This window comes from Olleya sp. R77988 (assembly GCF_044594215.1).
Taxonomy (GTDB): domain Bacteria; phylum Bacteroidota; class Bacteroidia; order Flavobacteriales; family Flavobacteriaceae; genus Olleya.
Window position 1 is genome coordinate 1,422,207 of record NZ_CP138988.1, and the last position, 12,323, is coordinate 1,434,529.

At 31.9% G+C, this 12,323-nt stretch carries 13 protein-coding genes; 3 read left to right on the forward strand and 10 right to left on the reverse strand.

From position 1 onward, the window contains the following. Nucleotides 1-81 precede the first annotated feature (81 nt). The 7 genes from arsM to SJY17_RS06400 form a co-directional block, all read right to left on the reverse strand. Nucleotides 82-1,050: an arsenosugar biosynthesis arsenite methyltransferase ArsM gene (gene arsM, locus SJY17_RS06370; protein ID WP_397364661.1), complete on the reverse strand. Its 969-nt coding sequence runs from the start codon at nt 1,048-1,050 to the stop codon at nt 82-84. An 85-nt stretch (nt 1,051-1,135) separates the two neighbouring features. Beyond that, nucleotides 1,136-1,948 carry a purine-nucleoside phosphorylase gene (locus tag SJY17_RS06375; RefSeq protein WP_397364662.1) on the reverse strand — a complete coding sequence of 271 codons (813 nt, stop codon included), beginning with the start codon at nt 1,946-1,948 and terminating at the stop codon, nt 1,136-1,138. Beyond that, nucleotides 1,945-2,553, reverse strand: coding sequence for a TIGR04282 family arsenosugar biosynthesis glycosyltransferase (locus SJY17_RS06380; protein WP_397364663.1), 609 nt, complete (start codon nt 2,551-2,553; stop codon nt 1,945-1,947). The genes SJY17_RS06375 and SJY17_RS06380 overlap by 4 nt, the downstream gene beginning before the upstream one ends. After that, nucleotides 2,553-3,068: a rhodanese-like domain-containing protein gene (locus SJY17_RS06385; RefSeq protein ID WP_397364664.1), complete on the reverse strand. Its 516-nt coding sequence runs from the start codon at nt 3,066-3,068 to the stop codon at nt 2,553-2,555. The genes SJY17_RS06380 and SJY17_RS06385 overlap by 1 nt, the downstream gene beginning before the upstream one ends. Nucleotides 3,069-3,080: 12 nt before the next feature. Continuing rightward, nucleotides 3,081-4,145, reverse strand: a complete 1,065-nt coding sequence (arsS, locus tag SJY17_RS06390; RefSeq protein ID WP_397364665.1) for an arsenosugar biosynthesis radical SAM (seleno)protein ArsS — start codon at nt 4,143-4,145, stop codon at nt 3,081-3,083. Between the two features lie 111 nt (nt 4,146-4,256). Beyond that, the gene (locus SJY17_RS06395; RefSeq protein WP_397364666.1) at nt 4,257-4,592 is read right to left on the reverse strand and encodes an arsenosugar biosynthesis-associated peroxidase-like protein; all 336 of its coding nucleotides are present in this window, start codon (nt 4,590-4,592) and stop codon (nt 4,257-4,259) included. 75 nt (nt 4,593-4,667) lie between these two features. Then, entirely contained in the window at nt 4,668-5,504 is an 837-nt protein-coding gene (locus SJY17_RS06400) for an alpha/beta hydrolase (protein ID WP_397364667.1), read from the reverse strand. A gap of 196 nt (nt 5,505-5,700) precedes the next feature. Between SJY17_RS06400 and xdhC the strand changes: the two genes are divergently transcribed. The 3 genes from xdhC to SJY17_RS06415 are packed head-to-tail and all read left to right on the forward strand — an operon-like array spanning nt 5,701 to nt 7,986. Then, complete coding sequence (xdhC, locus tag SJY17_RS06405) at nt 5,701-6,489, forward strand: xanthine dehydrogenase accessory protein XdhC (protein WP_397364668.1); 789 nt, start codon at nt 5,701-5,703, stop codon at nt 6,487-6,489. Beyond that, complete coding sequence (locus SJY17_RS06410) at nt 6,479-7,486, forward strand: hypothetical protein (protein WP_397364669.1); 1,008 nt, start codon at nt 6,479-6,481, stop codon at nt 7,484-7,486. Before xdhC ends, SJY17_RS06410 begins: the two co-directional genes overlap by 11 nt. After that, nucleotides 7,483-7,986: a nucleoside-triphosphatase gene (locus SJY17_RS06415; RefSeq protein WP_397364670.1), complete on the forward strand. Its 504-nt coding sequence runs from the start codon at nt 7,483-7,485 to the stop codon at nt 7,984-7,986. Before SJY17_RS06410 ends, SJY17_RS06415 begins: the two co-directional genes overlap by 4 nt. Here the strand turns inward: SJY17_RS06415 and SJY17_RS06420 are convergent. The 3 genes from SJY17_RS06420 to SJY17_RS06430 all read right to left on the reverse strand — a co-directional run bounded on the left by SJY17_RS06420 (nt 7,963) and on the right by SJY17_RS06430 (nt 12,322). Further along, complete coding sequence (locus SJY17_RS06420; RefSeq protein ID WP_397364671.1) at nt 7,963-8,445, reverse strand: hypothetical protein; 483 nt, start codon at nt 8,443-8,445, stop codon at nt 7,963-7,965. The genes SJY17_RS06415 and SJY17_RS06420 overlap by 24 nt on opposite strands. Nucleotides 8,446-8,589: 144 nt before the next feature. Next, nucleotides 8,590-10,920: a xanthine dehydrogenase molybdopterin binding subunit gene (locus tag SJY17_RS06425; RefSeq protein ID WP_397364672.1), complete on the reverse strand. Its 2,331-nt coding sequence runs from the start codon at nt 10,918-10,920 to the stop codon at nt 8,590-8,592. Then, nucleotides 10,913-12,322 (reverse strand): FAD binding domain-containing protein, encoded by a 1,410-nt coding sequence (locus SJY17_RS06430; protein WP_397364673.1) that lies wholly within the window; start codon nt 12,320-12,322, stop codon nt 10,913-10,915. The genes SJY17_RS06425 and SJY17_RS06430 overlap by 8 nt, the downstream gene beginning before the upstream one ends. Nucleotide 12,323 lies beyond the last annotated feature (1 nt).

The following is a 12,323-nucleotide window of genomic DNA, read 5'->3' on the forward strand; positions in this document are numbered from 1 at the left end:
GTGTCTGTTTTGTTGTTTTTTGCTTAACGTATTTTAAAACTTGAAAATTTTAATAAGATTCCTGCTTTAGCAGAAATTTGCTTAACAACATCCTCCACCATCATAATGGTAAGTAGACTCGCTAATAAAAATATCGTCTCTTCCTAAAGCAGCAATTTGACCAGCAGTTTTATCGCAAATGGCAATAGGCTGATTTTTTAGTAAAATATGTCCAGCATTATCATCAAAAAAGTCTTGATCTCCAAAATAGATAGCAGCTTTACCAGTAAAAATACATGGTCCATCTGCTGGCATTGGATCTTTAATTGCTGCAACTTCTATAGATTCGATATAAATCAACTCGTCAGTTGGATAATTTTTAGGATCTAAAATACGGTAAGGTTTACGTGCTCTAATCTCGATAGTTCCAAAACCTGCATCTGTTAATGCCTTTACATAGTCAGCAATTGGTAAGCTTCCGCTTAAGCATAAAGCACGAAGCCTGTCATCATTACGTAACGTATCATTCATTGGTTGCTCACAAGTTGGGTCACTCATAACCAATCTTCCGTGTGGTTTTAATACACGATACATTTCTTCAATTGCTTTTTTTAAATCTTCTGCTTTAAAAATATTAAATAAGCAATTTTGTGCAGCAACATCAATAGAGTTGTCTTCTACATTTAAGTTTAATGCGTCTCCTTTTACAAGGTCAACAAATTCACTTTTAAACCAATCGTTTTGTGCTTCTGCTTCAATAAAATTTTTGCGTGATGCTTCTAGCATTTCATCTACAACATCAACTCCAATAACACCACCTTTTTGACGATTAAAGTAAGCGAACTGTAATAACTCCATTCCTCCACCAACACCTACATAGAGTGTTTTAGGGTTGTTGGTCAAGTCTCTTGAATTTACAGTGCTTCCACAACCGTAATTCATTTCCTGCATGATTTTTGGGATTTTTAAACCAGGTAATTCCCAAATAGGATTTGTAGTACAACATAACCCAACATCTGGAGTTAAAGCTGCTTCTTTATATAAATCGTTTGTTGCGTCTAAATAGCTCATAAATTTTAGTTTTTAGTTTTCAGTTTTCAGTCTCAGTTTACAGTTATAGTGAGACTGAAAACTGTGACTGCGACTGTCAACTATTTTATAATATCTTTATTAATTCTTTAAAAAGCGTTATCATTTCTGGTTCTGCTTTGTTTGCCATAGCAATAATTTCTGTAATATTTACTGGCTTTAAATTACTTGGGTCGCACTCGTCTGTTAAAACTGACACTGCAGCTACATTTATTTTTAAATGATTAGCAACAATAACTTCTGGGACAGTGCTCATACCTACAGCATCTGCGCCAATAATTTTTAGCATTCTGTATTCTGCTCTGGTTTCTAGCTGTGGACCAACAACACTTGCATAAACACCTTCATGTAATTTGATATTATTTGCTTTGGCAATAGATTTTAGCTTAGCATTTATGTCTAAATTATAAGGTGCACTCATGTCTGTAAAACGCTCGCCAAGTTCTTCAACACCTTTAAAAGCTAAAGGAGAACTTCCTTGAAGGTTTATATGGTCGTCAATTAACATTAATTCACCTTTTTTGAAGTCCAAATTAATGGCTCCAGAAGCATTAGAAACTAATAGGGTTTCAATCCCTAGTTTTTCCATAATTCTTACTGGATAGGTCACATCTTGTAATGTGTAACCTTCATACAAATGAAAACGACCTTGCATGACAATTACTTTTTTACCAGCTAAATTTCCATAAATAAGTTTTCCTTTATGAAACTCGACAGTTGCGGTTGGAAAATTAGGAATATGGTTATAACTTACTTCATTTATAATGTCTATTTCTGCTGTTAATTGACCTAATCCTGTTCCTAGAATAATTCCAACTTCTGGTTTGTCAAATCCTTTTTCTTTAAGGTATTCTACAGTTTTATTTATGTGTTTTATCATGCTTTGATTAATGCTTTTAGTATGTTGTTATCCTTTATATCCTCAAAAGTATCCACATCATTTAATTGTTCTAGCAAAAATACACTTTCATTTTTTAAATTTTTAATAGTGTCTTTAAAAACGGTTTCTGTTCCCCATTTTTTATTTTTAAAAACAGAAGTATGGAGTGTTTTCATTCCTAAAAGATAGTAACCACCATCTTCTGCAGGACCAATAACTACATCGTTTTTTGCTAAAACATCAAAAGCTTTATTGATGTGTTCTGGTTTTAAATCGTATAAATCACTTCCTACAATTATTACATTTTGATAGCCATTTTTAAACCCATTTTCAAATGCGTTTTGCATTCTTATACCTAAATCATCACCAAATTGTTGATGTTTTTGATAGATATTGGAGTCCCAAATATCATTGTCTCTAACTTTAACCGTATAGTATACTGCTTTGTCACAATCCAAGTCATGTAAGACACTTTCTGTATGCTCTAATAATTTTTTATAGATCGCTAAAGCGGAAGTATTGCCAATAGTTTTGGCTAATCTAGTTTTAACTTTTCCTAATTCTGGATTTCTGGTAAAAGTAATAATTAGGTTTTTGTTAGCCATTAATTTTTAGTTTCTGTAGTATCTTGATCTATTATTTTTTCGCCTTCTTTTAACCATTTGCTCCATTCTTTTGAGAAAGCATGGACTTTTTCGGTTTCATTATTGTCAGAATCTATTACGGTAAATCCATTGTTTTTCCATTCAAAAATCCCTCCATATAAGTTAAAGATGTTAGTATAACCTGCTTCTTTTAATTTTTTAGCTATAGTTTCGGATCTAATTCCTAAGGAGCAGTACACTACTATTTTATCCTCTTTATTAGGTAGTTTTTTTATGGTTTCATTGACATCAAAATCATCATAACCTACACAAATTGCGTCTTTAATATGGCTAACTTCAAATTCTCTTTCTTCTCTAGAATCCAAAAGGATGGCATTAGTATTTGGCATTGCTAATTCTTGAACAGAAATATAAGGAATACTATTATCGTTATGTTTTTTTAACAGCTTTGAAAGCTTGTTTTGAGACATAGCAACACTTGAAAATAAGACTAAAATAAAAAATAGATGCTTCATAAAATTTATAATTTAAGCAACACTTCCTTGACAACTACTACCTGCACCAGCTGTACAGCCATAACAATGTTGAGAAATAACAATATTGCGTCCTTCTAATAATTCTTGATTATATTGTGAGATATGTTTTGCTTTGCTATTTACTGGTAATTCTAACATTTGGTTAAAATCGCAGTCAAATAAATAGCCATCCCAACTTACAGATAATGTATTGGTACACATGACATTTGAAACAGCTGTTGGGTTGTAGGCTTCTACTAAAGCATACATATAATCTTCATAGTTTTCTGATGCAATTAAATAATCTAAAAATCTAGCAATAGGAAGGTTGGTAATAGCAAAAAGATTGTGAAACTGAATGCTAAAATCCTCCATTAATGCTTTTTTAAAATCTTTTTCCATTGCCATTTGGTCTCCAGGTAAAAAAGCTCCAGATGGGTTGTAAACAAGGTCTAATTTAAGCTTGCTGTCTGGCATACCATAACCTACTGCATTTAACTCTTGTAAGGCTTTAATGGACATGTCAAAAACACCTTCGCCACGTTGTTTGTCTGTTTTTCCACGTGTCCAATGTGGCATGGAACTGACCACATGTATATTGTGTTTTTTGAAAAATTCTGGTAAATCGTAATACTTTTTGTTAGCACGAATAATAGTTAAATTAGAGCGTACAATAAAATCTTTAATTCCAATCTTAGAAGCCTCTTCCACAAACCATCTAAAATTTGGATTCATTTCTGGAGCACCACCAGTTAAGTCTAAAGTATGTGCTCCTGTAGTTTTTATGACATCCAAGATTTGTTGCATGGTCTGTTGCGTCATAATTTCTTTTCGGTCTGGACCTGCATCAACATGACAATGCTCGCACACTTGATTACACATGTAACCAACATTAATTTGTAAAATCTCTAATGTTTTTGCTTTAAGCGGAAATTGATTTGTTTCAGAAATTTTATTTTTAAAAGTAGGTAATTCTCCATTGGCAAAAATACCATTGGATAAAATTTCTAATTGTCTGTTTGTATTAGCTAAATCACTATGTCTTTTCTGTAGTGATTGTGTTTTTAGTTTAGTCATTTATTGAAAACTTCTTTTTTAAATAAATATCGTAATTTGGGTATAATTGTTTGACGAAAATTTTGCTTTAGACTTACAATAGTTTAGTCTATTTTTACATTAAAATTAAGTTTAACCGTCTAATTTATTCACTTTATTCATCATTTGTACACCATGTACTAAAGTTGCACCACTTTTTATTGCAGCACCAACGTGTATGGCTTCCATCATTTCTTCTTTTGTTACACCACGTTGTAAACCATCTTTTGTGTAAGCATCAATGCAATAAGGACATTGCTCTGTATGTGCAACTGCTAATGCTATTAAAGATTTTTCGCGAGCAGTAAGTGCACCTTCTTCAAATACTTTACCGTAATAATCAAAGAATTTATTACCAAGTTCTTCACTCCACTCGGTTATTTTTCCAAATTTTCTTAAATCTGTTGGATCGTAATAGGTTTTAGACATATAAAATATTTTTTTACTAAGATAAAAATCTAGAATTGTTTTGTCGAAAACAATATAAAGACTTAACAAAATTAATTAATAGTTTGTTGGTTTTGGTTTAGAAAATTTTTTAGTTTGAATAACCTCTGTATTGATGACAGTCTTGTCTAAAAAATCAAAAACAGCATCAAGGTCTTCAACGTGCACATTAGCTGCATCATGATTTCCATTTTTTACGATATTAAAATAAAAAGAAGATTCTAAATTAGTTAGTTTTTCTGCTATTGTATTAGAGCCATCTAGTATGATATATCCAGACTTGTTAGGCGAACAATTTTGGTGAGGAGCAGTACCAAAAGGTATGGTTTTGTCTTCTGTTCCATGAAAAAGTACTGTAGGTACTGCGTTTTCTTTAGTTAAAAAATCAATATCTAACAAAGCACCAGAAAACGATATAACTCCAGCAAATTTTATGTTTTTATAGGATGTAGAATTTGATAAAAAATAAGATTTCATATATACTGCATTTAAAGCTGTTTCTGCTCCAGAGCTACTTCCTGCAGCGATAATTTTTGTTGTATCAACTTGAAGCATGTTACTATTTTGGTAAATAAAGTTGGTTGCATCTAAAAAATCTAAAACCGCTTGATTAAAAGTAAAGAGCTTGTCTTCTTTGGATACATTACAACCAAAACCTGATTTTTTACCTTGTCGCAAAAGCCTATAAGAAATAGAAACACCTATATAACCTTTGCTAGTTGCAAATTCTGCAATATTTTTTTCGTCAGTACCACCACGTGTCCCATTAGCAAAACCTCCACCATGCATCCAAATTATTACAGGTAAACTGTCTGAAGCTTTAATGTTTTTTGGTGTATAAACATCCATTTTTAAGGTGTCTAACCCTTTAATGGCATAGGTTAAAGTTTTCATGTTTTGTGCTTGACTTGAAAAAGATAGTAGTATTAAAATGGTAAGATATAGATTTTTCATAAAAGGATGAATGCCACTTTTTTGAACAAAGAACCGATTTTTCTATTAAATATTTTGTTTTTTTAATTTCTTAAGATAAATATCCATTATACAATGTACAAAAAAGTATTACTTTTAAATTCTTTTTTATCAAAGTATGCAAAACTGGATTGATCTATTATCCGTATTTAAAGACAGACAAGAACCTGTTGCTTTAGTTACAGTAACTAAATGTTTAGGATCTACACCTTGTGTGGTTGGTTCTAGAATGCTAGTGACTATAAATAAACAAATTTATGGAACCATTGGAGGAGGGAAACTAGAGTTTAAAGCTATTGATGAAGCTATTATCGCATTAAGTAAAAATAAGATAATTGAATCTACATATACTTTAGGTCCAGAATTTGAACAATGTTGTGGCGGAAAAGTAGAATTTATTATAGAACCTATGAATCAATCACCAGAATTATTTTTATTTGGAGCAGGACACATTGGAGTTGAAATTGCTAAACTATTAGTGGATACACCTTTTAAAGTTAATCTTATAGATTCTCGTGATAATTGGTTTGATAATTTAGAATTAAATAAATCTATTACTATACATCAAATTAAAGAAAACGATTTTAAAACTTTTAGAGATGCTGTTAAATGGGGAATTAATAGTTATGTTTTAGTGTTGACACATAATCATGCAATAGACTTTGATATAATTGCTTTAGCTATTCAAAATGAAACTAAATTTTTAGGTTTGATAGGAAGTAAAACCAAAAAGGTACGTTTTAATAATATGCTTATTAATGAAATGAATATTCCTGAAGGTATGACAAATGTAGTGTGTCCAATAGGTTTAAATATTGGAGGTAATACACCAAAAGAAATAGCCATTAGCGTTGTTGCGCAATTACTACAAGTGCATTATCATTCAGGTGTTATCAATGAAAAATAATAAATCCATTATAGATAAACTTACTGCGCTTTGGGCTTTAAACGAGTCTGGATTAGGTGGTTTTTTGCATGTGTTTAATTCGCCATTTACTGGGTTAATTGTTGGTGGAATTGCTATTTTACTAATTAGTTTAATTGCATATTATGCCGAAAATAAATGGCAAACCATTTTAAAAGCATTGGTAATTATATTAATAATAAAAATGGCAGTTAGTCCGTATTCGCCATTTACAGCTTATATTTCAGTTAGTTTTCAAGCAGTTTTTGGTGCGTTTTTATTCTCAAATTTTTCTTGGAAAGGCATCACTTTAATAATTTTTGGAATGACCACTTTTTTGCAATCTGCTCTTCAAAAATTATTAAAACTTACTATTATTTATGGTACAGAATTTTGGGAAGCCATAAATATTTATGGAGTGTGGATTCAACAAAAAATAAATTTTATAACTCAAACATCTACAACTTCAATTTTAATAACAATCTACCTCTTTATTTATGGACTGTGTGGTTTGCTAGCAGGACTCTTTATAAAAAGCATGATTGGCATTATTTCTGCTAAAACAGAAACTACTTTTTATTTAGACCATAATAGTGTCAAGACTAAAGATAAAAAATCAAATAAGACTATTAAGACTAAAGTCATCTGGATTTGGCTAATCACTGTAGCGACTATTGTTTTAGCATTTATAGTTTTTGGAGGTCCATTATTTGGATGGCAAAAAGCGATATATATCATTTTAAGAAGTTTCTTAATTTTAATGCTTTGGTATTTGGTTTTAGGACCTTTTGTCTTAAAATTAATAAGAAAACATCTCACTAAAAAAGAATCTAAATATCAAGAAGATATTGCTAATGCAATGGATTTGTTTCCCTATTTCAGGCAAATAATTTCATTTACTTGGAAAGAAACCAAGCACCTAAAAGGCTATAAAAGATTCAAGTTTTTTATAGCAAATAGTATTTCTAATTGTATAAGTTTTAAAATTCCTTCAGAATGATTTACATACTAACAGGAGCAATTAGAACAGGAAAAACGACCGCTTTAATAGAGTGGTCTAAAACCAAAAAAGATGTTGATGGATTATTGTGTCCTGATGATGAGAATGGAAAACGTTATTTTCTGAAAGTAAAATCTAAAGAAGAATTTGAGCTCGAAATTGAATCTAAAAACGACATTGAACTTGAAAAAATAATCGAAATTGGATCTTTTCAATTTTTGAAATCTGCTTTTAAAAAAGCAAATGAGTTTTTAGAACAGATGCTTATAGTGCCAGCAAGGATGTTCCTTATTATTGATGAACTTGGAAAGCTTGAATTAAGAAACAAAGGTTTGCATCATTCTGCAGAACAGCTTATTCCTAAATTCATGAATAATAGCAAACAACACTTGATTCTTGTTGTAAGAACTTCTTTGCTTGAAGAGATTATTGGTCACTATCAAATAAAGGCATATACATTAATCACAAAGTCAGATTTAACTAAAAATAGTCTCGCTTAAAGCATAGTAAATTGCCATAATTGCAGAAAAGATAGCACTTCCCAAGAAACGCCATTTTAGTTTAAAGCGATTTTGAATAATATAATTTGCGATAAACGAAATAGGAATATTTACCAAAAACGACCAAAAGGCAATCTGTAAAAGATTAAAGCCTATAGCTTCAAACTGACCAGAAAATAATTTAATAAATAGTAAATGTCTAGCTATCCAAAGTGGATTAAAATAGGCAATTGCCAAACCTGTTTTTGTTAAAGTAGCTTTAATCCCTTTTAAAGATTGCGTCTTTTTTACAATCCAGTCAAAGTAATTTGGTATTTCAAAAGCATAAAAAGTGGCTCCAATACAAACCATTCCTAATAAACGATACCAAGAAAATTCATCTAATAAAAGCGCAGCAATAGTATCTCCAGCACTGTAAATTAGTGCGCCTTTTAGTATGTTTTGTTTTTTGTAATGCACTGAAAATGTTTTAATTTAATTCGTCAGTTCGAGTGAATTTTACGATTGGAAATGAGTAAAATTTGTATCGAGAACAAGAATTTAATTAAAATTGGTTCTCGATACAATTTTCGTTCCTCAAATCACTCGAACTGACAATTGTTTTTATTTCGTGTTTTCATACAAACCCATTAATACTTTTTCAGGAGTCATAGGAGCATGAAATTCTAAATTATAGTTTGGATTAAAAGCCTTTATAGCATTTTGAAGTGCAAAATAAGCGCCAATTCCATACATTAAAGGAGGCTCTCCAACTGCTTTAGATTTTAAAATTGCCATTTCATTTCCTTCGGTTTCAACAGGAATCACTTCCACAATTTTTGGAACCGAAAATATATCAGGAACTTTATAGGTAGACAGTGCATTAGATAATAATCTTCCATCTTTATTATAGGCAATTTCTTCCATAGTCATCCAGCCAATTCCTTGTATTAAAGCACCTTCTACTTGACCTAAATCAATACCTTCACTCATGCTTTTTCCGTAATCGTGTACAATCTTCACAGAATCAAATTCATAAGTACCACGTGTACAATCTATTGTTGTTGTTGTGATTGCTGTTCCGTAAACATGATACGCAAAAGGATGTCCTTTTTCTTTTGTTTTATCAAAGTGAATTTCTGGAGTTGCGTAATGCGCATTTTCCGTTAAAGCAACACGTTTTAACATGGCTTTACTGATGAGTTCTGTCCAAGTTAAAGCTGATTTTTTTCCGTTTATAAAGATAAATTCATCTTTAAAAGTAATGTCATTTTCTGAAGCATTTAAGTCTTCCGAAGCTACAGTTTTTAGTCTTTCCACCAAAGCTTTACAAGCCATTAAGGTTGCTTTTCCGTTTAAATCTGCAGTAGAACTCGCAGCAGAAGGAGATGTATTTGCAACACGAGTAGTATTAGTAGTTTCTATCTTAATTTTTTCAATAGGAATGGAAAACACATCTGCAGCAATTTGCATCATTTTGGTGTTAACACCTTGACCCATTTCTACAGCAGCTGTACTAATACCAACGCTTCCATCTAAATAGATATGAACCAAAGCACGTGCATGATTCATTGGCGTGTTGGTAAACGAAATACCAAAAGTAATTGGCATAAAAGCCAATCCTTTTTTAAAGCTTGTATTGTTTTTGTTGAAATCTTCAACTTCTTGCTCTAAAGATTCAATATTAAATAATTGTTTAGCAGAATTCCATGTGTTTTTAGCTTCTACTTTTTTTGCGATTTGTCCATAAGAAAACGTGTCGTTTTCATCTAACAAATTGGCTTCTTGAATTTTTCTTGTTGGAACACCAATCTCATTTGCTGCTTTTGCAATAGCAGACTCGATTACAAACATACCTTGCGGACCTCCAAAACCTCTAAAAGCTGTATTTGGTGGTAAGTTGGTTTTACAACTCAATACTTTTGTAGTGACGTTTGGTACGTAATAACTGTTGGTTGCATGAAATAAGGTACGCTCAGCAATTGCTGGAGATAAATCTGCTGCAGCTCCAGAGTTTTGTAAAAACTCGGTTTGATACGCTATAATTTTTAAGTCTTTTGAAAGTCCAATTTTATAGTTGCTTTCATATGGATGACGTTTTCCAGTCATGCGTAAATCGTCATGACGATTCAATATTAATTTTACCGATTGATTTAAATGATGTGTTGCTAAAGCAGCCATTACAGCCCAAGGTGTCGCTTGGTCTTCTTTACCACCAAATCCGCCTCCAAGACGTGTCACATCTACTTCAATTTTATGCATGGCAACACCTAAAACTTTAGCGATAGTTTTTTGTACAGCTGTTGGTCCTTGAGTAGAAGATGTAATTTTTATGTTTCCGTTTTCTAAAGGCTCTGCGTAAGCACCTTGCGTTTCGATATATAAATGTTCTTGACCATTTGAAAATGTTTCACCTTCAAAAACATAGTCGCAATCTGCAAACGCTGTTTCGGTATCACCTAAGCTAAAAGATCTTGGTGCATTAATAAAACTACCCATTGCTTTCGCTTCTTTAGCTGTTGTAATTACTGGTAAATCTTCAATTTCAATGTCAATTAAACTTCTTGCTTTCCTTGCTATAAATTCCGATTCTGCAACAATTAAAGCGATTGGCATTCCCCAAAAGTGGACTTCATCTTCCGCAAATAAAGGTTCGTCAGGAATAATACCACCAATTTCATTTTCCCCAGGAACATCTTTATAAGTGAAAATACGTTCTACGCCTTCTAAAGTTTCCGCTTTAGAATAATCGATGCTTTTTATTTTTCCGTGTGCTTTTGGCGAATCAAAAACGACTGCGTGAAAGGTTCCTTGTCTAATATTAACATCATCAACATACAACGATTCTCCACGAACATGTGTGTAAGAGTCTAAGTTTTTGATGCTATGTTTTAAAGCGATTGAAACAGCATCTAATTTAGTGTCTAGTACTTTATTTGTTTTGTTTTTAAGCATGCTGAACAAAATCGTTTAAGGTGAATTGCTTAGGGAATAACGTTGTAAAATGGGCAAAGAATAATTGTCTACCTAATAAACGTTTATAGTCGCTTGTACCACGAACATCACTAATTGGACTGATTTCATTTTGAAGTATTTGGTTAGCTTCAATTATAGTTTCTGAAGCCAATGGTTTTCCAATTAAGAAAGCAGAGGTTTCGTGTAAATATTTTGGTATTGCAGCAACGCCTCCAATCGACACGTGAGCTTCAAAGATTTTATCATTTTCTATAGAAAGATGAATAGCAGAATTGACACTCGCAATATCCAAATGTGTTCGTTTGCATACTTTTTCAAAATTGAAAAAAGAGTTTTCTGTGGGTAATTTAAATTGAATGCTTTTTAAAAGTTCATCGTTTTTTAAATCGTATGTTTTGTAGCCTTGATAAAAGTTTTTAAGCGCTAGACTTCTTTCCTTTTCTTCAGAATTTAATATCGTAATATTACTATTAAGAGCCAAAAATAAAATGGTCATATCACCAATTGGAGAAGCGTTAACTAGGTTTCCGCCTAAGGAAGCCATATTTCTAATTTGTTCTGAAGAGACTAACTTTAAGTGTTTTTTTAAGTTTGGTAAAATGCTGTTTAATTGCGTGTGATTCCATAAATCGGAAACCGTTGCATTGGTTCCAATGGTACAAATCTCATTTTCAATTTTAATTCCTTTTAAATAGTCTTTTTCTGCAATAAGATGCACATTATTATCAGCTAAATGATCGGCTTGTTGCACGTATAAATCGGTTCCTCCAGAAACATATTTTCCTTTTGGTTGATTTAAATCTTTAATTTCAATGTCTTTTAAACGTTTCGGAATGCTTTCAAAATATTCTGGAATAAATTCATTTTCAATTAACCAATTAAAAGAGTTTTCTTCTTGATTCTCTAGTTTTTCGACTACTTGATGTGCAGCCTTTTCAATAGCTTTATATCCAGTACATCTGCAAATGTTTCCGCTTATAGCATCAATTGCATTACTATAGTTCTTGTTAGAATTTGATAAAGCAAAACCTGTTAAGGCAACCACAAAACCTGGTGTGCAAAATCCGCATTGTGTGGCGTAATTTGCCTTCATGGCTTCTTGCTGTGTGGTTAGTTTGTCTTTTAGATTTGTGCCTTCAATTGTTACAATATGCTTACCATGCGCATTTCCTAAAGGCGAAATACATGATGTGATACTTTGGTATTCTATGGTGTTATTTTTCAATTCACCAACTAAAAGCGTGCAAGCACCACAGTCGCCTTCTCGACAACCAATTTTGGTTCCTGTTAAGCGTTGATGGTAACGAACAAAATCCAATAAAGTCATTCCAGAATGTTCTGGTGTTTTTATGGTTTTGTTATTTAAGATGAAGGTGATCATG

Excerpts from the sequence above, each read along its gene's own strand:
- arsM (WP_397364661.1), bottom strand. The coding sequence starts at position 1,050 with ATGAGCTATTTAGACGCAACAAACGATTTATATAAAGAAGCAGCTTTA.
- SJY17_RS06375 (WP_397364662.1), bottom strand. The coding sequence starts at position 1,948 with ATGATAAAACACATAAATAAAACTGTAGAATACCTTAAAGAAAAAGGA.
- SJY17_RS06380 (WP_397364663.1), bottom strand. The coding sequence starts at position 2,553 with ATGGCTAACAAAAACCTAATTATTACTTTTACCAGAAATCCAGAATTA.
- SJY17_RS06385 (WP_397364664.1), bottom strand. The coding sequence starts at position 3,068 with ATGAAGCATCTATTTTTTATTTTAGTCTTATTTTCAAGTGTTGCTATG.
- arsS (WP_397364665.1), bottom strand. The coding sequence starts at position 4,145 with ATGACTAAACTAAAAACACAATCACTACAGAAAAGACATAGTGATTTA.
- SJY17_RS06395 (WP_397364666.1), bottom strand. The coding sequence starts at position 4,592 with ATGTCTAAAACCTATTACGATCCAACAGATTTAAGAAAATTTGGAAAA.
- SJY17_RS06400 (WP_397364667.1), bottom strand. The coding sequence starts at position 5,504 with ATGAAAACTTTAACCTATGCCATTAAAGGGTTAGACACCTTAAAAATG.
- xdhC (WP_397364668.1), top strand. The coding sequence starts at position 5,701 with ATGCAAAACTGGATTGATCTATTATCCGTATTTAAAGACAGACAAGAA.
- SJY17_RS06410 (WP_397364669.1), top strand. The coding sequence starts at position 6,479 with ATGAAAAATAATAAATCCATTATAGATAAACTTACTGCGCTTTGGGCT.
- SJY17_RS06415 (WP_397364670.1), top strand. The coding sequence starts at position 7,483 with ATGATTTACATACTAACAGGAGCAATTAGAACAGGAAAAACGACCGCT.
- SJY17_RS06425 (WP_397364672.1), bottom strand. The coding sequence starts at position 10,920 with ATGCTTAAAAACAAAACAAATAAAGTACTAGACACTAAATTAGATGCT.
- SJY17_RS06430 (WP_397364673.1), bottom strand. The coding sequence starts at position 12,322 with ATGATCACCTTCATCTTAAATAACAAAACCATAAAAACACCAGAACAT.